At 52.8% G+C, this 19,734-nt stretch carries 21 protein-coding genes and 1 pseudogene; 11 read left to right on the forward strand and 11 right to left on the reverse strand.

All coding sequences use genetic code 11. The features are described from left to right. Window positions 1–989, reverse strand: a pseudogene (locus JRG72_01215) (site-specific DNA-methyltransferase). Between the two features lie 169 nt (window positions 990–1,158). Between JRG72_01215 and JRG72_01220 the strand changes: the two are divergent. Next, window positions 1,159–1,800: a radical SAM protein gene (locus tag JRG72_01220; GenBank protein ID MBW2133840.1), complete on the forward strand. Its 642-nt coding sequence runs from the start codon at window positions 1,159–1,161 to the stop codon at window positions 1,798–1,800. Next, window positions 1,797–2,477, forward strand: a complete 681-nt coding sequence (gene queC / locus JRG72_01225) for a 7-cyano-7-deazaguanine synthase QueC (GenBank protein MBW2133841.1) — start codon at window positions 1,797–1,799, stop codon at window positions 2,475–2,477. Before JRG72_01220 ends, queC begins: the two co-directional genes overlap by 4 nt. A 261-nt stretch (window positions 2,478–2,738) precedes the next feature. Here the strand turns inward: queC and groL are convergent, their stop codons facing one another. From groL to JRG72_01240, 3 genes are all read right to left on the reverse strand, one after another. Further along, on the reverse strand, window positions 2,739–4,370 hold the full coding sequence (gene groL, locus JRG72_01230) for a chaperonin GroEL (GenBank protein MBW2133842.1): 1,632 nt from the start codon (window positions 4,368–4,370) through the stop codon (window positions 2,739–2,741). A gap of 79 nt (window positions 4,371–4,449) precedes the next feature. Next, the gene (groES, locus tag JRG72_01235) at window positions 4,450–4,740 is read right to left on the reverse strand and encodes a co-chaperone GroES (GenBank protein ID MBW2133843.1); all 291 of its coding nucleotides are present in this window, start codon (window positions 4,738–4,740) and stop codon (window positions 4,450–4,452) included. Between the two features lie 309 nt (window positions 4,741–5,049). Next, window positions 5,050–6,732 carry a transglycosylase SLT domain-containing protein gene (locus JRG72_01240; protein MBW2133844.1) on the reverse strand — a complete coding sequence of 561 codons (1,683 nt, stop codon included), beginning with the start codon at window positions 6,730–6,732 and terminating at the stop codon, window positions 5,050–5,052. Between the two features lie 308 nt (window positions 6,733–7,040). On the opposite strand from JRG72_01240, the gene JRG72_01245 reads away from it, so the two are divergent. From JRG72_01245 to JRG72_01255, 3 genes are all read left to right on the forward strand, one after another. Beyond that, window positions 7,041–7,970: a hypothetical protein gene (locus JRG72_01245; protein MBW2133845.1), complete on the forward strand. Its 930-nt coding sequence runs from the start codon at window positions 7,041–7,043 to the stop codon at window positions 7,968–7,970. Between the two features lie 178 nt (window positions 7,971–8,148). Then, entirely contained in the window at window positions 8,149–9,519 is a 1,371-nt protein-coding gene (gene rimO, locus JRG72_01250; protein ID MBW2133846.1) for a 30S ribosomal protein S12 methylthiotransferase RimO, read from the forward strand. Between the two features lie 64 nt (window positions 9,520–9,583). Further along, the gene (locus tag JRG72_01255) at window positions 9,584–10,555 is read left to right on the forward strand and encodes a polyprenyl synthetase family protein (protein ID MBW2133847.1); all 972 of its coding nucleotides are present in this window, start codon (window positions 9,584–9,586) and stop codon (window positions 10,553–10,555) included. Window positions 10,556–10,603: 48 nt separating this feature from the next. On the opposite strand, the gene JRG72_01260 is transcribed toward JRG72_01255, so the two are convergent. The 3 genes from JRG72_01260 to JRG72_01270 all read right to left on the reverse strand — a co-directional run bounded on the left by JRG72_01260 (window position 10,604) and on the right by JRG72_01270 (window position 12,355). Further along, the gene (locus tag JRG72_01260; protein ID MBW2133848.1) at window positions 10,604–10,906 is read right to left on the reverse strand and encodes a hypothetical protein; all 303 of its coding nucleotides are present in this window, start codon (window positions 10,904–10,906) and stop codon (window positions 10,604–10,606) included. A 97-nt stretch (window positions 10,907–11,003) separates the two neighbouring features. After that, window positions 11,004–11,831: an MBL fold metallo-hydrolase gene (locus JRG72_01265; protein ID MBW2133849.1), complete on the reverse strand. Its 828-nt coding sequence runs from the start codon at window positions 11,829–11,831 to the stop codon at window positions 11,004–11,006. Next, entirely contained in the window at window positions 11,828–12,355 is a 528-nt protein-coding gene (locus JRG72_01270) for a ferritin family protein (GenBank protein MBW2133850.1), read from the reverse strand. The genes JRG72_01265 and JRG72_01270 overlap by 4 nt, the downstream gene beginning before the upstream one ends. A gap of 229 nt (window positions 12,356–12,584) precedes the next feature. On the opposite strand from JRG72_01270, the gene JRG72_01275 reads away from it, so the two are divergent. Then, window positions 12,585–13,163, forward strand: a complete 579-nt coding sequence (locus tag JRG72_01275; protein MBW2133851.1) for a CoA pyrophosphatase — start codon at window positions 12,585–12,587, stop codon at window positions 13,161–13,163. Window positions 13,164–13,303: 140 nt separating this feature from the next. On the opposite strand, the gene JRG72_01280 is transcribed toward JRG72_01275, so the two are convergent. From JRG72_01280 to JRG72_01295, 4 genes are all read right to left on the reverse strand, one after another. Next, the gene (locus JRG72_01280; protein MBW2133852.1) at window positions 13,304–13,954 is read right to left on the reverse strand and encodes a histidine phosphatase family protein; all 651 of its coding nucleotides are present in this window, start codon (window positions 13,952–13,954) and stop codon (window positions 13,304–13,306) included. After that, window positions 13,951–15,183, reverse strand: coding sequence for a glucose-1-phosphate adenylyltransferase (glgC, locus tag JRG72_01285; protein MBW2133853.1), 1,233 nt, complete (start codon window positions 15,181–15,183; stop codon window positions 13,951–13,953). Before glgC ends, JRG72_01280 begins: the two co-directional genes overlap by 4 nt. Before the next feature lie 9 nt (window positions 15,184–15,192). Next, window positions 15,193–15,546: a response regulator gene (locus JRG72_01290; protein ID MBW2133854.1), complete on the reverse strand. Its 354-nt coding sequence runs from the start codon at window positions 15,544–15,546 to the stop codon at window positions 15,193–15,195. A 144-nt stretch (window positions 15,547–15,690) separates the two neighbouring features. After that, entirely contained in the window at window positions 15,691–16,320 is a 630-nt protein-coding gene (locus JRG72_01295; protein ID MBW2133855.1) for a hypothetical protein, read from the reverse strand. A 326-nt stretch (window positions 16,321–16,646) separates the two neighbouring features. Between JRG72_01295 and JRG72_01300 the strand changes: the two genes are divergently transcribed. From JRG72_01300 to JRG72_01320, 5 genes are all read left to right on the forward strand, one after another. Next, the gene (locus JRG72_01300) at window positions 16,647–17,153 is read left to right on the forward strand and encodes a DUF4416 family protein (GenBank protein ID MBW2133856.1); all 507 of its coding nucleotides are present in this window, start codon (window positions 16,647–16,649) and stop codon (window positions 17,151–17,153) included. 57 nt (window positions 17,154–17,210) lie between these two features. After that, window positions 17,211–18,095, forward strand: a complete 885-nt coding sequence (locus JRG72_01305; GenBank protein ID MBW2133857.1) for a YicC family protein — start codon at window positions 17,211–17,213, stop codon at window positions 18,093–18,095. Window positions 18,096–18,142: 47 nt separating this feature from the next. Then, complete coding sequence (locus JRG72_01310; protein MBW2133858.1) at window positions 18,143–18,424, forward strand: DUF370 domain-containing protein; 282 nt, start codon at window positions 18,143–18,145, stop codon at window positions 18,422–18,424. Further along, window positions 18,425–19,033, forward strand: a complete 609-nt coding sequence (gene gmk / locus JRG72_01315; GenBank protein ID MBW2133859.1) for a guanylate kinase — start codon at window positions 18,425–18,427, stop codon at window positions 19,031–19,033. Window positions 19,034–19,391: 358 nt separating this feature from the next. Beyond that, window positions 19,392–19,670, forward strand: a complete 279-nt coding sequence (locus JRG72_01320; protein MBW2133860.1) for a TMEM165/GDT1 family protein — start codon at window positions 19,392–19,394, stop codon at window positions 19,668–19,670. Window positions 19,671–19,734: the final 64 nt, after the last annotated feature.

The raw sequence follows: 19,734 nt of genomic DNA on the forward strand, positions 1-19,734 counted from the left end.
ATCTTCCGGCGCGCCGATTTCTTCGTAAGGACTTAGCTCGGGGCCAAAGGTATCCTGCAACCTTTTCTTGATCAGCGTAATGGCCAGATGAGTAATATCAATGCCGATCCAGTGCCGCTGCAGGCGCTCGGCCACAGCGATGGTGGTGCCACAGCCGCAGAAGGGATCAAATACGAGGTCACCTTTTCTACTACTGGATCTTATGATTTCTTCTAATAGTTCTTCTGGTTTCTGAGTTGGATAGCCCAGTCGTGCTTTTGCTGAAGGTGCAATAGGCTGGATGTGGGTGATGACGTCATCGGGATGTTTTCCCAAAGGATGCAGTTTTTGTAATCCATAGTCATGACCGTCTCTGACATTACCAATATAATGGGCAAACCTTTCTACCGTAGCCTCTGCATAAGGTTGCCGGATGGGATCTGGGTCAAAAAAATGTATACTTTTCCTCTTGGCATAAAACAACAAAATGTCGTGCCTACGTGCCCGCGCCGCTTTGGGAGTCCCTGCACCTCTATAATACCAAACAACCTCATTCAAAAAGTTTTTGTATCCAAATACTGCGTCCATCAGCAATTTTAAATAATGACTGGCCGTGGGGTCACAGTGCAGATAAATGCTCCCGGTGGGTTTCAGCACCCGGTGCAGTTCATCCAGGCGGATGGCCATCATGGTCAGAAGGCCATCATATCATTCGAGCCCAAGAAACTCCGCAGCGCTTGTAAAAGGTCGGCCAACTTGCGAGGTCCCAGAGTAACCACCTCATGATAGGCCTTCTCGGCCTCCAGGCCCCAGTGCCAGGTGTCCTCAAACGCGGTAATCTGGGCCGCGGATTGCTCCCCGCTTTTCTCGGCAAACAGAATGTTATAGGTCGCCTGGCTGTTAAAGGGCGGGTCCAGATAAATTAAATCGACACTTTCGGTCTGAATATGGTCCCTTAGGATATCGAGATTATCGCCGAAATAAAGTTTATTCTTCCACTCACCGGTCATGGTCCACCCCCGACTGCTCCAATTCCATTTTAGCTGATTTGAACAAAAAAATTTATCAAAAAACGCCGGTATTTTTAAAGTAGGGGTAGAGGCTTAAGGTGCCAGCATTTGACACGATCAATCTTATTGGTAGAATTAAATCGATTAAGAGGAGAAGAACAATTCGGGAATGGCCCTGTTAGTCACGGAAACTTTTTATAGCCTGATGGGGGAGTCCACCTTCGCCGGGCAGCCCGGGTTTTTTATCCGCCTCTGCGGCTGTAATCTGCGCTGTCGCTACTGTGATACCACCTATGCTTATGAAGGCGGCGAGACGCGGTCGGTGGCCTCCCTGGTGGCCGCGGCCCAGGCCCAGCAGGCCCGGCTGGCGTTGGTTACTGGCGGCGAACCCCTGCTGCAGGCCGAATCTTTGAAGTTGATGTCAGCCCTGGCCGAAGCCGGGCTGACGGTCTTATTGGAGACCAATGGCTCCCTACCCATAGCGCCGGTGGATACCCGGGTGCATCGGATCGTCGATGTCAAGTGTCCGTCCAGCGGCATGGCGGCCCATAATCATCTCGACAACTTGAATTTTCTAACCCCCAACGACGAAATCAAGGTGGTGGTGGGCAACCGCGCCGATTTTGACTGGGCGCTGGAAGTGCTGAGGCCCTTCCAACCCTGGGAGCGCTTGCCGGTATTATTTTCTCCGGTGTTCGGGATGTTGCCTCCTCAGGAGTTAGCCGCCTGGATCTTGGAAAGCCGGCTGCCGCTGCGGCTCAACCTGCAGCTGCATAAATATATTTGGGGACCGGAGGTGCGGGGCGTATGAAGTCAAAACCCCTGGCCGTGATATTACTGAGCGGCGGGCTGGATAGCTGTGTAACCGCTGCCTTCGCCCGGCAGCAGTATGATCTGGCTCTGTTTCACGCCAATTACGGCCAGCGTACGGTGACCCGGGAACTCCGGGCCTTTCGGGAGCAGGCCGCCTATTTTCAGGCCTGCCGTACCCTGGAGGCTGATCTACCATTTGTAGGGGCCATCGGCGGTTCCAGTCTGACCGATAAAGAGCGTCCGATTCCCACGCAGGAAGAACCTCCGGCGAAGCTGCCCTCAACCTATGTCCCTTTTCGCAACACCATCCTGATCGCTGCCGCGGTGGCCTGGGCCGAAACCCTGGAAGCGTCGGCCATCTTTATCGGGGCCAATGAGATCGACAGTCCGGGCTACCCGGATTGCCGCCCGGAGTACTTCGCGGCCTTAAATCAATTGATTGACCTGGGCACTGCTCCAGAAACCAAAATTGTCGTTCATACTCCCCTGATCCGGCTAGATAAGGCTGGAATCATTCGGCTGGGGCTGAAGCTAAAAGCTCCCCTGGAACTCACCTGGTCGTGTTACCAGAATGAGGATCGGGGCTGCGGTTGCTGCTCCTCCTGCCGCTTGCGTTTGAGGGGGTTTGCGGCGGTCGGCGTCCCTGATCCCATCCCTTATGTGGAGGGAGCCTGACTGTCCCCTTGTTAAGCAACCTCCTCCAGATGTTATTACTCAGGTCATTAAATAAGTGAATTTGGGTTGGGAAAAAACAGCTCTCCCAAACCCACTCCCCCAACCCCTTAAGGGGGGTTGGGAAGGAAGCTGGCGGGTTCAGGACCTGTTGCCGCTGGCCTTCCGGCTGCCGCCTCCCGGAAAAAATAAGGGGAAGAGAGTCATCACCCCCTTCCCCTGATCACTGTCCGGCAAGGGTTTCTTGCACCGGTGGTCAACGGTTTAGTACATGCCACCCATCCCAGCTCCTGGAGGCATCGGCGGGGTTTCCTCTTTCTTGGGAATCTCCGCCACCATGGCCTCGGTGGTGAGCAGCAGCGAGGATACCGAAGCGGCATTCTGTAAGGCAAAGCGGCAGACCTTGGTGGGGTCGATGACTCCGGCCGCCACCAAATCTTCATATCCCCCGGTTTCGGCATTAAATCCAAAGGCGCCGGTTTCTTTCTTGATGTGTTCGGCCACTACCGAGCCTTCGAAACCGGCATTGTTGGCCAGTTGCCGGGTCGGCTCTTCCAGAGCCCGCAGGACCGTGTTGATCCCCAACTGCTCGTCGTGGTTATCCAGTTTGAGTTCCTGCAGGGCCGGGATGCAGCGCATCATGGAAACACCACCGCCTGGGACAATGCCTTCCTCGACCGCCGCCCGGGTAGCATTTAAGGCGTCTTCGACGCGGGCCTTCTTTTCCTTCATTTCAATCTCGGTAGCCGCGCCGACGCGGATGACTGCCACGCCGCCGACCAGTTTGGCCAACCGTTCCTGCATCTTTTCCCGATCATAGTCAGAGGTAGTTTCATCGATCTGGACGCGCAGCTGTTTGACCCGACCTTCGATCTTCTCCCGGGCCCCGCCGCCGTCAATAATGGTGGTGTTGTCCCGATCAATATTGATCTTTTTAGCGGTGCCGAGGTCTTTTAAGGTCACATTTTCCAGCTTCAGACCCAGGTCTTCAGAGACCACCTGGCCGCCGGTGAGGATAGCGATATCTTCCAGCATGGCCTTGCGCCGGTCGCCAAAACCGGGGGCCTTGACCGCCGCTACCTGGAGAGTACCCCGCAGTTTGTTCACGACCAGGGTAGCCAGGGCTTCACCTTCGACATCTTCGGCGATAATCAGCAGCGGTTTGCCCATCTTGGCGATCTGCTCCAGCAAGGGCAGCAGGTCCTTCATGGCGCTGACTTTCTTTTCATGGATGAGAATAAGCGGCTCATCCAGATTAACTTCCATTTTTTCCGCATTGGTGACAAAGTACGGGGAGATATAACCCCGGTCAAACTGCATGCCTTCAACCACTTCCAGGGTAGTCTCCATGCCCTTAGCTTCTTCGACCGTAATGACGCCTTCTTTACCGACCTTGCTCATGGCCTCGGCAATAATATTGCCGATCCCGGGATCATTGTTGGCGCTGATGGTGCCGACCTGGGCAATCTCCTTCTGATCTTTGGTAGGCTTGGAAATCTTTTTGAGTTCGCTGACCACTACGTCCACGGCCCGGTCGATACCCCGTTTGAGGGCCATAGGATTGACCCCCGCAGCAACCAGCTTGGAACCCTCCTGATAGATCGACTGGGCCAGAATAGTAGCGGTGGTGGTCCCATCGCCGGCCACATCCGAGGTCTTCGAGGCCACTTCCTTGACCATCTGGGCGCCCATGTTTTCAAACTTATCTTCCAACTCGATCTCTTTGGCGACCGTTACTCCGTCCTTGGTGATAACCGGAGCCCCGAAGGATTTTTCCAGGATAACATTTCGACCCTTAGGACCCAGAGTGACCTTGACGGCGTCGGCCAGGGTGTTGACCCCGCGCAGCATGGCCTCCCGGGCCTTGACATTATACTTTATCTCTTTTGCTGCCATATAAACTCTTCCTCCTTAACGAATTTTCCTATCAGAGAATATTGGTGGGTAAATGGGGAGAATTACCGGATTGTATGATTCAATCTTCGATGATGGCCAGAATATCATCCTCCCGCATCATCAAGTATTCTTCGCCTTCCAACTTGATTTCGGTGCCAGCGTATTTACCGAACAAGATCCGATCGCCCTCTTTGACGCTCATGGGCATACGTTCACCTTTGTCGGAAATCTTGCCCGCACCCACAGCCATAATCCGGCCCTCAATGGGCTTTTCCTTGGCGGTGTCGGGAATATAAATTCCCCCTTTGGTCATCTGGGTCTCCTCCAGTCGCTTGACCAGAACACGATCATTCAACGGTTTGATTTTCATAAAATGACCTCCTCAATATAGATTCATAAGCTTAGGCATGATTAGCACTCCTTGGAAAAGAGTGCTATTAATATTTAATCATTCCCCTGGAAAAATCAAGGGGAGGGATAAAAAATTTTTTTATTTTCTCCCGGCTCAGAAAAATTCACCGGGATGCAGTGAAGGGACAAGGGCAGTTAAGCTCAGGGAGCAATGGGACTGGCCGAATCGCCTAAAAAGTACACCAAAAAACAGCGGCGGGATTAATTCAGCGGCAACTCGCCGATCTTCCTGGTTCTCCTGGCACTAGCAACAAAGTTTAGAAGTCTTTCACTTGGCCCGGGCCAGGACCCGCGCCTTGCGAACTAACCGCACCGTGGACTTCTTTTGGTTTTCAGCGGGCTTTGATCCACTGGAGACTTTACGGACTACCTTGGGGGTAGCCTTCTTGATCTTCTGAATATTGGACGAATCTACCTTTTTTGAAGTCGCTCGCTTCGCCTGACTTACCTTTTTGGAGTTGTAACGCGTTACTGGTTTTTGCTGCCAGCTGGGAAATATTGAGGCAACCACGGGCCCGGATTTCTTGGTCTGTTGGCGCTTGGCCACTGTCGTAGATTTGGTCGAAGTCGAACGGGAGGCTTTGGCAGCTACTGAACGGGAGCGTTTGGAGAGTACCGAACGGTGGCCTTTACTAGCCACTGACCGATAACGTTTATTAGAGGCCGAACGGGCCTGTTTGCCAGGCACCAGGAGGATTTGGCCCCGCTTAATGTCCCGGCCTCGTCGCAATCCATTGAGTGCCAGTATTTTGGCCGGGCTGGTCCGATAGCGGCGGGCTATGCGGTTGACCGTGTCGCCGCGTTTCACCCGGTAGCGAAGACTGGCTTTACTACGTCCTTTAGTCTGGACACCTCGAACTTTATGACCCGTCCGCCTGGCCCAATAGGTTCTTTTGGGTGTATGGGCCCTGGCCACCTCAATATTTCTCACAAAAGCTTCTTTTTTGCCGTAAGGCACTTTCAACAGGTAGGCGGAATAATTAGGTGGGGTTGTCCCCCGTTTCAGTTCCGGATTGAGAGCACATAACTGCTTATAATCATCACCAGTGGCAATGGCCGCTAGTTTAAGGGAAGTGGGCTTTTTTACCTTGACAATTTCATATTTCAAGGGCGGCAGGTAACAGATATTATCAAACCCATATTTCTTGGGATTTTTGGCAATGATTGTAGCGGCGATCATCTGCGGGACATAGTTTTTGGTCTCCGAGGGTAAGCAGTTATCCGAAGACAGGTCCCAGAAATTTTTTAGGTGAGCGTTTTTATCAATTTCTCTCTGGACCCGACCTTCGCCACAATTATAGCTGGCTGCAGCGAGATACCAGGAACCGAATCTTTTGTATAAATCGAGGAGGTAATGGGCCGCAGCACGCGTGGCTTTTTCTGGGTCACGACGTTCATCGACATACCTGTTGATCATTAGGCCATAGCGTCGCCCCGTAGCCCGGATGAATTGCCACATACCGCAGGCATGGGCGTGGGAGTAAGCCCGGTTATTAAAGCCGCTTTCAATCATGGCCAGATAGGCTAAATCCTCGGGCAGGCCGTATTCGTTAAAAATTTTTTTAATCATCGGGAGATAGCGCGTGGAGCGGGCCAGATAACGGCGGAAAACCTCTTTCCGTTTGGTGCAGAAGTATGCGATATAATTACGTACCTGTTTGTTAAGATGGATGGGCATATCATATTTGGTTTGCAGGCCCCATTTTTTTAATTCTTCCGCTAAATTGTTCTCCAATCCCGGAATGGGATATTTGGCATATAGTTCATCCAGTTGTTGATCGCTCAGATCTCCCGCCAGGGGCTCTTCGCCTTCATCTTCAAGATCACTATAAAACTGATCTACGGGACAGGTTTGGGCAGAACTTGATTGATCAGGGACATAATTCCGATTGCCGCTACAGCCGGCTAGCAGCCACAAAATCGCCACTGCCAAGTAGCCAAGTCGTTTCATTTAACACTCCTATGCTGCAGGCGCGCTGCCCCTGTTATGAATTGGTAGGCTGATTTATGTGATAGGTAAACGTTCCCTTTGCCCCCTTCCCCAAGGCAAAGGAAAGGCGAAGTGCAAAAATTCCCTGACTAAACATTAAGCCCCTTATTAGCACAGATTTTAGTGGAATTGCAAGCAAAAAAACTTATCTTTCTAATTTTAAATGGGATTTTAAAACCTATCCTGATTTTTTGCCCTAAGCCGGAAGAGGTGTTATCATGGCTGACATACTTCCAGCGCTACTTGCCTAGAAAGGAGTGTCTACAAGGATGAATTGCCGAAATTTTCTCTCCTGGACCTGGGGCGGCTTAGGGGCGGCTACGTTAGCGGTCTCCATCTGGGGGTTGGCCCGGGGGCTGGAGCCTTTTGCCTCCTGGTTTTACTCCTTTGCCTGGTGGTCCTATATCCTCTTGGTCGATTGCTTGATCTATCAACTCCAAGGCCGCTCCCTGCTAGTCAACCGTTTCCCAGAGTTTTTGGCCCTGCTGCCGGCCTCCATAACCTGCTGGCTGATCTTTGAGGCCTTCAATCTGTCCCTGGGCAACTGGCATTACCTTGGCTTGCCCTCAGCCTGGTGGCTGCGTTGGCCCAGTTATCTGATCGCCTATGCTACGGTTTTCCCCGCTCTTTTTCAAACCGCCGCGGTTTTGGAAGCCGTGGGCCTGTTCCGCCAGGTCCAGGGACGACCTCGGCCTATAGGTCAGGGCTGGTATACCACCTTTGTTTTAGTTGGCGCGTTCTGCCTGGTCTGGCCCCTTATCCTGCCGCGTTATGGTTTTCCGCTCGTCTGGCTGGGCTTTATCTTCCTGCTGGAACCATTCTGCCATTTAGGAGGAGGCAAATCCCTGGTGGGGCTTTGGGCCCAAGGGGAACGGCGGGAGCTCCTGCTGCTGCTCAGCGCCGGTCTGATCTGTGGATTTTTATGGGAATTGTGGAATTACTGGGCCATTTCCAAGTGGGTTTATACCCTACCTTTTTTCAACTGGGGCAGAGTCTTTGAAATGCCGATATTGGGTTATCTGGGATTCCCCCCTTTTGCGGTGGAATGCGCCGTGATGTATAATTTTATTCAATTGCTGCGCACCAAGGTGTGGCAAACCCGGCAGGCCCGCTGGCTCTGGGGGCTGAGCCAGGTCGGTTTCTGGATAATAATGTTGTGGGCTATAGATAAATGGACGGTAATATGCTTTCGGGGGTGATGAACTGCGAAACAGTATGCCGGCCTTATTAGTACGAGCATTTAAAGGGTTAATTTGAGGGGAGGGCCGGGGGACCCCTGGCCCCCTCTCCCCAGAGCCGTTTTTTCTAATACCGATTCATTTATTTTATGACCTGAGTAATAACCAGGTCAGCAGGGAATCAGATATAATAATAAGGATGGCAGCAAACCCAAAACTTTACCCGGTCAGTCTGGGCTGTGCCAAAAATCGGGTCGATACCGAAATCATGTTGGGCCTGTTATCCCGGGCCGGTTGGGAAATCGTCTCCCAGGCAGCGACTGCCGATGTCCTGCTGGTCAATACCTGTGGTTTTATCGCTCCGGCCAGCCAGGAGTCGATTGATACAGTATTGGAGTTAGCCGCCTACAAACAGGCCGATCCTAAGAAGCGGCTGGTAGTCACCGGCTGCCTGGCTCAACGTTACCGTACAGAACTGCCAGCCCTGCTTCCCGAGGTCGATGCCTTTATCGGGGTCAATGATTTCCCCCAGATTGTGCGGATTTTAGCCCATTTGAACCAGAGGCATGAGACCTCGACCTTTTGCCAGGCCCCTTGCTATGGGTATCAGGAGATAGGGCCTCGTCTGCTCACCACCCCTTTTTACAGTGCTTACCTGAAAATTGCCGAGGGTTGCAGTCATCGCTGTACATACTGTACTATTCCCCAAATCCGCGGTCCGTTTCGGAGTCGTCCTCTGGAGGTAATCCTCCAAGAGGCCAGAAACCTGAGCGCCCAAGGGGTCTGCGAACTCAATCTGATCGCCCAGGATACCACCGCTTATGGCCTGGACTGGGGTGAACCGCACCAATTACCCAAGCTTTTGGAGGGCTTATGCCAGATTCCTGGAATACACTGGCTGCGGCTGCTCTATAGCCACCCGGCCCGGATTACTCCGGAACTACTAACGGTAATGGCTGATCATCCTCAGATCTGTCCCTACCTGGACCTCCCCCTCCAGCATGTCAACGATCAATTGTTGAAGCGCATGGGACGCGGCTATAATAAAAAAGTCATCTTGGACACCATCGACCGCAGCCGCCGGGTGCTTCCCCAAGCCGCCCTACGGACCACCGTAATGGTCGGCTTTCCCGGCGAGACTGAGGACCAATTTGCCGAATTATGCCAGGTAATTGAGCAGATCGGATTCGATCATCTGGGGGTATTTGAATTTCAACCCGAGGAGGGCACCCCGGCCTGTGGTTTCACCGATCAGGTTCCGGTCCGCCTGGCCCGGCAGCGGGCCCGGCAGCTCATGGCCCTCCAGGCAAGGTTAGTCAAGAAAAAACTGCGCTCCCTGGTCGGCACCGTCCAGGAGGTATTAGTCGAGGGACCCAGCCCCGAGACCGAGCTGCTGCTTTGCGGCCGCCTGGCTACCCAGGCCCCGGAGGTGGACGGGCAGGTCTATATCACTGCCGGGGATGGCCAAATCGGGCAGATTCAACCCGTTCGGATCACCTCCGCTCATACCTATGATCTGGTAGGAGAAATCATCGCTCCTATCCAGAAAAGGATTATGGACAAAAGATAAAATTGACAAGCAAAATTTTTCCGCATATCTTTATAAGTTACCAAGTATTCAGAAATTTGCCTCTATGAATCGCAATAAACTATTTAAGACCTTAAAGACCGACATCGACCGGATCAATCAGGCTCTGGAGAGTAATCTGTCTTCCCATGTCCAGATGATTTCTGAGGTGGGGAGACATATTTTACTCAGTGGCGGCAAACGCATCCGGCCCTTATTGTTTCTGCTGTCGGCACGCATGTGCGGTTGCCAGGAAGATCATCTTCCCGATATTTCAACTGTTTTCGAATATCTGCACGCTGCCACCCTGCTTCACGACGATGTAGTTGATGCTGCCACGGTGCGGCGGGGGTTATCGTCGGCCAACATGATCTGGGGTAACCAGGCGGTCATCCTGGTTGGTGATTTTCTTCTCTCCAAGGCATTGGGCATCGCGGTCTCTACCAACCGGATCAGGATAATGCAGGTGCTGGCCCAGACCACCATCCAGATGGCCGAAGGGGAAATCCTGCAGCTTATTCACATCGGTAATCTGGATAAGACAGAAGCAGATTATTTTGAGGTCATTACCCGCAAGACCGCCATCCTGATGTCGGCCGCCTGCCAGATCGGGGCCATTTTAGGAGGGGTGCCGCCGGCCCAGGAATCGGCCTTGAGGGACTTTGGACTTAATCTGGGCATAACCTTTCAGATCGTCGATGATATTCTGGACTATACCGGCAATATTGAGGAATTAGGCAAGCCGGTCGGCAATGATCTCAAAGAGGGGAAAATTACCCTGCCTTTAATCCATGCGCTGTCCCACGCACAGGCAGAGGACCGACAACGCCTCCAGGAGTTGGCCAAATCTACCGACCGGCAGGAAATTACCCGGGAGCTACGACCGATCCTGCATCAATATGGTTCTTTGGATCACGCTCGACAACAGGCCCAGCACTATACCACCCGGGCTCAAGAATTTTTGAAAATTTTTCCTCCCTCCCGTGAGAAAACCATCTTCATGGAGATTACCAATTACCTGGTAGAGCGGACTTTTTAAACCACTCATGCTAACCCTAGCTCAGGTTGCCGAATCCTGACATGAGGGTTATTGCCGACCCTTAATCTCCTGTTCCAGATCTTGGAGGCGTTTTTCCAGGTTCTCCAAGTCAGCCTGGCGGGCCAATCCCATCTCCGTAATGATCTTTTTAACCAACTCCTTGAGCTGCTCCCGTAAGGCCTGTTGCTCAACCTGAGCCTTTTCAATGATTTGCTCCACCGCCTGGGAGCGATCTTGCTGGCTCAGTTCGCCCCGCTTGACCATCTCATCAACCAGGCCCTCAACCTTCTCTTTGGTAAAATCCCACAAACCCAGGCCAAAATGCACGGTTTTACGCCAGAACTCTTCCATCTTGCCTGCCCCTTTCGCCTGATCTTTATAATAATCGGTAAACTTTTAATACTCAGGTCATAAAATAACTGAATTGGGAACAGAGGATAACTTAAATCTACACTGCCACCCGCAGGCCGTCTTCGGCCCGGATGATCTCTCCGGAATAGTGCTGGGCGCAGGCGGCCACCACATCCATCTGGTCGCAGGGTGGATAGAAATGGGTCAGAACCAACCGGGGGACCCCGGTCCGGGCTGCCAGTAGCCCGGCATCCGTGGGGGTGAGATGACCCGGAATCTTGGTAGGATTAGCCGCCTCCAGAATCAACAGGTCGGCCCCGGTCGCCAGCTTGACCAGGGAGTCACTCAAATCCGTATCCCCGGAATAGACCACCGACTTCCCTTCGGCTTCGACCCGGAAGCCAATGCTGCTGGCGATGTGCTTGACCGGGGCAGTTTTAATGATCAGATCATCCCAGCGAACCTCATCCGGACCAGCAGTTGATAGTTCCTTAACCTTCATCAGCCCTGGGGGCGGCTCAATCCAGTCGCCGAAGGCCTCTTTCAGACCGCGGAAAAAATCTTTAAACCCCTGGGCCGCCAGCAGCCAGATGGGAGTCTGGCGATGATAGCCCAGAGAATAGTGGGTGGCAAACAGAAAAGGGGCGAGATCCCCAACATGGTCGACATGAAAGTGGCTGAGGCCGATAATGTCGATCATGGTGAAATCGAGGTCCACCGTGAGTAAGGCCCGCAAGGTCCCCGCCCCCAGGTCCAACAGCACCACCTGTCCGGCCGCCTTGAGGGCCACGGCGGGCGCGCCCCGGCGCCGTGAGGGCACCGCGGTTCCTGAACCGATAATAATAACTTCCACTGCTTCCTCTTTCTGGTTACCTGGGGCAGCGTCGATAATGGACCGGGCCGGTGTTACCGGCAAACCGGTCAAGCACCGTCCACGTGGGCCATTTCGCTGACAAAAAACCAGTCGGCGGGATCAGCCAGATAATTATGATAATCCAGCAGAGCTAAATAATGGCCCCGTTCTTCGTTGACCAGGCTCAAGAAAAAGCGACGTTCCATGGGGGTGGCGGCTTCCCGGGCCAGTTTATTGTAATAGGCCACGCTTTGTTCTTCCATATCCATCCCCAGTTTCAGGGCCTTGAGATCATCGGCATTGCCCTGCCCCATGGTTTCCTTGGCCAGTGCTTTGCCAAAGACATTGGGGTCATGATGGGGCTGCTCAAAGCTGCACATGGTTTCCGACCACTTAGGGTCTTTCTCCAGGGCCTGATAAATTTCCCTGATTTTTTGGATATGGTATTCTTCAGATTTGGCCAGATACTCAAAAATTTCCCGGGTTCCCGGAGTCTTGGCCTGTTTTGCGGCCTGTTGATAAAACTTCTGGCCGTCGATTTCCATCTGCACGGCATCCTTTAAGGCGTCGATCATGCAACTTATGTCCTGGGCCATGGCTTACTTTCCTTCCTTATTTAAAAGTCGATATTATAATAAATTATGTCAGCAGCAGCCGGATGTCAAACAATCTAGGGTTTTTCAAGAGCTCTAAAACTTCTCCGACCAGGTTTGAGGTTCTATTTTGCTGGCAGTTGATATTGTATTCCCTGGACGGGGAAATCAGCCCCGGACTTTCTTGCCAGATAACGCTTTATATGCTAAAAAATCTGCAGGAAGGGCTATCATGACACCGGAGCAATTGCGCCAGCTTTTCTCTTTTCCACCCTTGACTGCCGCGGTGGCGGCTGATCTCATCCCGGCCGCAGTGCTGGCGCCGCTTTTCTTCCAGGACGCAGCTTTACAGGTGCTTTTTACCCAACGCACCGACACGGTCAAATCTCATCAGGGCCAGGTTTCCTTTCCGGGTGGCGTCCAGGCTCCGCAAGATAACAGCTTTCTGGCCACGGCCCTGAGGGAGGCCCAGGAAGAGATCGGTCTGCAACCTGAGATGGTCGAGGTGTTGGGGGCTTTGCCCCCCATCAGCACCGTCACCGGCTACCAGATTTATGGCTTCGTCGGCCTGATCCCCTTTCCCTATGACTTCCAGATTAACCGCCAGGAAGTAGACCGACTCATTATCTTGCCGGTCAGACCCCTGCTGGAGCCAGAGCGCTGGTCCATCCGACCTTATGAATGGCAGGGACAGACCTTCTCGGCATTTTTTTGCCAATATCAGGAGATTACCGTTTGGGGGGCTACAGCGCGCATCCTGATCGAGATCTTGACTCGGATTGACCCTGATTTCCATCCTGGCCCGGATTGAAGGTGGTTGGGCTGCTCTTCCCATTCCATCCGCAAAACACAGCTCTTAAATTCAAAATTTTAGATAACCTGGAGGCTCGAAGAAGGACCGGTGGAATTTTCTAAATGGTCAATGTTAACCGATCAGGCCTGGTCGGTAGGCTAGACCGAGGGAGAAACGGTAGCGTTCAGCAGGCGGACCACCGCCAAGTCAGGAAAGTAGTCGATAATGTTATAGCCGGCGTAGGCCTGGTCCAGACGAAACAGGCAATCCAGGGACAACCCCAGGGCTTCACAGATAATGATCCGATTGATGCCGGCATGGGCGACGATCAGAAATTGTTCCCCCTCATGGCGCTGCCGCAGGCGTTCCAGGGCCGGGATGACCCGGGCGTGAACATCCGCCAGGCTTTCGCCGCCGGGAATACGATAATTGGTCAGATCTTGGAACCGGCTTTGCAATTCCTGAGGGTAGCGCTGGGCGATCTGGGCAAAGCTCAAGCCTTCCCAGATGCCAAAATTAAGCTCCCGGAACTCTGGCAGCGGCTGCACCGGCAAACCCCGGTCCCGGGCAATGATCTCGGCCCCCCGCTGGGCCCGGAGGCGATCCGAGGCATAGATAGCCGCCAGGGGGAGATGGCGCCAATGTTCGGCCAAAGCCTCGAATTGGCGCACTCCGAACGGGCTCAGAGCCACATCATTATGGCCGTTATAGATGTGGGTATGACCATCGGCCACCTGGCCATGACGCGCCAGATAGAGACGGGTCGGCTTAACATCCTGATCTTTGGTTAAGGCCTTCAGTTGCATCATTCGTCCAGGATGACGTTATTGGGCACCACTACCACGCCGCCGTCGCTGATCGGAAACCGCCGGGCATCCACCTCATGATCGATGCCGATGGTAAACCCGGCCGGCACCCGAACCCCTTCCTCGATAATTGCCCGGTGGATGCGGGCCCGGGACCCGATATGCACATCATCCCAAATGATCGATTCGCTCACTTCAGCATAACGGTCAATGTGAACATTGGGAGACAACACCGAGCGGCGCACGGTGGCCCCGCTGATGATACAGCCGCCAGACAGCAGAGAATCTTCTACGATGGCGGGCCTGAGATTACCTGGGTCACTGGCGGAATTGATCTTGGCCGGGGGGGTCTGGCGCTGATAGGTCCGGATGGGCCACTCCGGGTCATATAAATTAAACCGGAGATCCAAGGCTACCAGGTCCATGTTTGCTTCAAAATAGGCATCAATGCGGCCGATATCCCGCCAGTAGCACGCCGCGTCTTTGTCCTGGGCACGGAAATTATAAGCATAAACCCGTTCTCGCCCAATCATCGAGGGGATGATATTTTTGCCGAAATCGTGGGCGCTGTCAGGCTGCCGGGCGTCCTGGATGACCTCTTGCACCAACTTTTCGGTGTTGAAGATATAGACTCCCATGGAACCCAGGGCATGTTCCGGATCACCCGGAATACAGGGCGGGTCTTGGGGTTTTTCCAAGAAATCGATAATTCTTTGCTCTTCGTCCATATGGATAATGCCAAAGGCACTGCCTTCGTAGCGAGGAATCTTCACACAGCCGGCGGTGAGTTCGGCATCCTTCTCCAGATGGAAATTCAACATCTCCAGATAATCCATTTTGTAAACATGATCACCAGAAAGAATCAGCGTCCACCGGGGGCGCTCCTCCTGGAGGATATTGATGTTCTGGTAAATGGAATCAGCCGTGCCGCGATACCAGCGGTTGACCATGACCTGCTGGGGGGGCACACTGCGGATAAATTCCCCCATCTCGGGTTGCAGAATATGCCAGCCCAGAGTCAGGTGTTGGTCCAAAGACAGGCTGCCATATTGAGTCAGCACATAGATGCGCCGGATACCGGAATTGATGCAGTTAGAAAGAGTAAAGTCAATGATCTTGTAGATGCCGCCGAAAGTGATGGCCGGCTTTGCCTTATCCCGGGTCAAGGGATAAAGTCGCTCGCCCCGCCCGCCGGCCATGATCAGCGTAGTCAGGTGCTGTAATTTTTGCATGGACTGAACCTATTCTAAAAGTTCTTTGATCTTATTTTTGAGTTCACTGAGGTCGCTGGACTTGACGATGTAGGCATTGGCGGCCCAAGTCATAAAATCTTGTTTATATTGCGCGTAGGCAGTGTTTAAAATCACCGGCAAGCCTTCTCTCATGCCAATTATCCGGGGCAACAGTTCTACCCCGGTCATGCCGGGCATGCGGATATCCAAAACTACCAGGTCTAACGGCTCCTTGCGTTCAATAATCTTAAGAGCCTCCATGGCGTCTGCCGCGGTCAGCACCTGGTAGCCTTCATCGGTCAGTTCCTCACTGAGGAGGAGGCGGATTTTTTCATCATCATCGACTACTAGAATTATTTTCATGGCACCTCCTCATGGCTATTCAACGAAATTTTATTATAAACTCATTTTATGGCGGTGACAACCAACAGACGATGGCTCAACAAAAAAGCAGACTTGGTCAGGGTTAAGAAAATTGACCGGATAGTTCTGGCTTAATCGGCAGTGTCAAACGTCTAACGGGGGCAGCCACCGCTCTCCGAAAAACAATGGTAATTCCGCAGCGCAAATGGGGCCGATCTGAATCTGCCAGCCGGTCTGGGCCGCCAGGGGTTCCTGTAGGGAAGCGCAAAGTCCCGGAATCACCAGTTGACGGTGGTCAATCCTGGCCGCCAGGTCGGATTCCTTAAGGCCCCGTTCCAACCGGACCGGAGTAAAGGTCTCATAGACCATGGCCATATCAACTGTATCACCCCGACAATCGATCAGCAATAAATAAAAGGGGCTGATGGTAGTGGCCAGGACCGCGGTGAGCACCGTCAGGGTAAGCTGACTATTACCGCTGACCAGAACCGGCGTATGAGGATCGGGGATATTGATCTCAAACAATCCCGGTGCGGTAGGCTGAGGCAAAGGCATAGATTCCACCCGCGGCAGCCAGTCCCCGGCGGTCAGCGCCAGCTTCAGGGCATAGCGTTTCTGAGGCGAGAGGTTATGGCAGTCATCCAACTCCAAGGTGCCATTATTGAGCGAGGAAAGGAAATGTTCCGCATTATCAACGCCCACCGCCTGACATTCCTCTGAGTCAAGATAAGGCAACCACTGAATCCGCGATAGATATAAATTAGCCGGTGGCATCATTAACTCCAGGTCAAGATATGGGAAAAAACTAAATTGCGAAGGGTAACTGCCTCAATATCATAGCAGAAATCCCGATGGCGGTCAAATCCAGCCAACCGGCCGACTCAAGCCTCTGATTGACTTATTAAGACCCCTGGCCCAGGACAAGGCCTAAACGAATAATCAATCTCCAGATTGTGGTGCTTGACTACCCTAAGTTGTTGCGGCCAATATTGCTCCTGGTTTAAATTTATATTGACTTCTTAAGGCGGGTTTCTTAGAATGGGACACCGCCAAAATTTAAAGATATGAGTATTCTGGGCAGACCCTTACCGGTCAAGCCGTTGGTTAGTATAATTTTTGCTCAACCAGAAGTGGAGGTTCAGCTTCTGGGAGAGTTGCAGGAACGGTTTGGTCCGGCGGACTTGGTAAGTCCCTGGCTGCCGTTTACCCACACTTCTTATTATGCCCCCGAAATGGGGCCGGTCTTGCAGCGTCGGCTGATGTCTTTTTTGCATCTGGCCGGGCCGGGTAAGCTGCCGGAATGGAAACTTTTTACTGTTAATCTGGAAGGCCGCTATTCCCTGGGGGCACGGCGGCTGGTCAATATCGACCCGGGATATCTGGCCCGGGAGCGGTTAGTGCTGGCCACCGGTAAAAACTACGTTCACCGCCTTTATCTGGACCAAGGTATTTACGGGGATTTAACCTTAATTTACCACCAGGGCCAGTTTCAGCCCTTGCCCTGGACCTACCCTGATTATGCCAGTTCGCGACTAGGGGATTTTTTATACCTGGTACGGAAGAAATATCTCTGGCAACTGCGGACTTTAACCATAAAGCAGAAGTGATTTGAAGGCTTCAATCAAGTACCAGGGTCTGGTAATCAGAATCTGGAAATTTTTATCATGATCAAAAGTATGACTGCCTTTGGCCGCGGCGAAGCCGAGAATCCAGAAAAAAGGATGGTGGTGGAGATTCGCACTCTGAATCACCGATTTCTGGATTTACATTTTCGCCTGCCCCGAAGGTTTTGGGGGCTGGAAGAGCGCCTGCGGAAGCTGTTAAAAGCCGGAATCGCTCGGGGACGGGTGGAATTAAACCTGGAAGTTGTGTCTTTAGGAGAAGGTAACAAGTCTTTGGTATTGGATCGAGCTTTACTGCGAGAAGCTCAAGACATCCTGGAGGAAATGCGGCGGCTTTGCACCATTTCGGAAACCTTGCAACTGGAGCATTTGCTGCGCTTTCCAGAACTGATCACGGTTCAGGAGCCAGCCCCTGCCGACGAAGAGGCCACCTGGGAGGTCCTGTCGCAGGCCGTGTTCCAGGCTCTGGAGGCGGTGGAGACCATGCGTCAGGCCGAAGGGCAAAGCCTGGCAACCGATCTGCAGCAGCGCCTAGAACTGATAAACCGTCAACTGGAGGAAATCAATACTCAGGCCCTGGAGGTCCCGCGGCTTTATCGGGAACGGCTGGAGGCCCGGTTGCCCCAGTTATTGCCTGGGCAACCCTGGGCCGACGATAGCCGCCTGCTTCAGGAAGTGGCCCTGCTAGCGGATCGGGCTGATATCAGCGAGGAACTTACCCGCTTGCGCAGCCACCTGGAACAGTTCCAACAGAATCTGGCCGGTTCCGGGGCTGTGGGCCGCAAGCTCGATTTTCTCCTGCAAGAGATGAATCGGGAGATCAACACTATTGGCGCCAAGGCTAACGACCTAAAAATCTCCCAAGCCGTGGTTGAGGTTAAGAACGAGTTAGAACGGTTACGAGAACAGGTCCAAAATATTGAATAAGTAAAAAGTATAATTAACCAAGGAACCATTGACTAGTGCGCTCGATCATGTCCAACAAAGAAAATTACTCCGTCAATATCGGCTTTGGCAACCTGGTGGCCTCCCACCGGGTAGTGGCGATTGTCACTCCAGGGTCAGCGCCCATGAAACGGCTGCGGGAAGAAGCCAAAAATCGGGAACGGCTCATTGATGCCACCCATGGTCGCAAGACCCGCTCCATAATTGTCATGGATAGCAACCATATCGTGCTTTCCGCGGTTCAGCCCGAAACCCTGTGTCAACGCCTTAATGGAGATCATTCGGGAATAAGAGGCAAGAAGGACGAATAGGTGGGAGGTCAGATTTTTGTGGTCTCGGGTTCCTCCGGAACCGGAAAGACCTCTTTACTGCAGGAAGTTTTGGCCAAAGATTCCCGGCTACGGTTTTCAGTCTCTTATACCACCCGGAAGCCGCGTCCCCACGAGGTCCACGGTCAGGACTATTTCTTTGTCAGTCCAGACGAATTCCACCGTCTGGTCCAGCAAGGCCGGTTAATCGAATGGGTGGAACAATTCGGCCACTTTTATGGCACTTCTAAAGACTGGGTGGACCAGGCCCTGACCCAGGAGCAAGATATAGTCTTTGATATTGAAATTCACGGGGCTCGGCAACTGAAACGCCTTTATCCGGACGAGACCTTTATCTTTATTCTGCCGCCCTCCTTGGCGGAACTGGAACGGCGCTTGCGCCGGCGCGGAGATGTGCCGGAAGCCGAATTGCAGCAGCGCCTGCAGCAAGCCCGAAAAGAGTTGCAGGAGGTGGAGTGGTATGATTATCTGGTCATAAACGACGATTTTTCGGAGGCCGTATACCTGTTACAGGCTCTCGTCAACGCTTCCCGCTGCCGCACCCCTTTAGTGTGGCCCAAGATTAAACACCGCTTCCAGATACAGTCCTGAGCTATGCCCTCTCAGTGTGGATTTTAACGAAATCCACTGCAATCTTAAGCTCATGCCCTTCCGGCCTTAAATTCAGAGCCTCCCCGTTAAATTTTACTCTGAGCATTTAACCGGTTAATTTGAGGGGAGGGCCGCCGTATCCCCGCCCTCCCCTCAAGCTCCCCCCAACCCCCCTTAAGGGGTTGGGGGTGTGGGTTTTGGAGAGCTGTTTTTTTCTAAATCCAATTCATTTATTATATTATATGACCTGAGTAATAAATGCTCATTTGATCGGCACCTGAGAGCAGACCAACAGATTTTTCTTATCTTTCTTGGAAATAATTGTTAAAATTCGTATTAATCGGAGGGTGGAAAATCCATGACCTTGAAAATTTTCTTTACCACTTTTTTGGCGATTTTCCTGGCCGAACTGGGGGACAAGACCCAATTGGCTATCCTGCTCATGGCGGCCGATGACGGGATCAATAAACTAGTGGTGTTTGTTGGCTCTTCCGCCGCGCTGATCCTGGCTACCCTCATTGCGGTGGCGCTGGGCTCCCAACTTAACCACTGGATCCCCCCCAAACTTTTGAAAGCCGTCACCGGCCTGGGTTTTGTCGCCATCGGTCTGGTTATTCTCTGGGGGGTTCGAACCTGATCGGCTTATTAATTAAGGCCTTTGGTCGATAAATTGTCAGCCTTAAGGCTTTCCTAGACGGTTT

The organism is Deltaproteobacteria bacterium, assembly GCA_019309545.1.
Lineage (GTDB): Bacteria > Desulfobacterota > Desulfobaccia > Desulfobaccales > Desulfobaccaceae > Desulfobacca_B.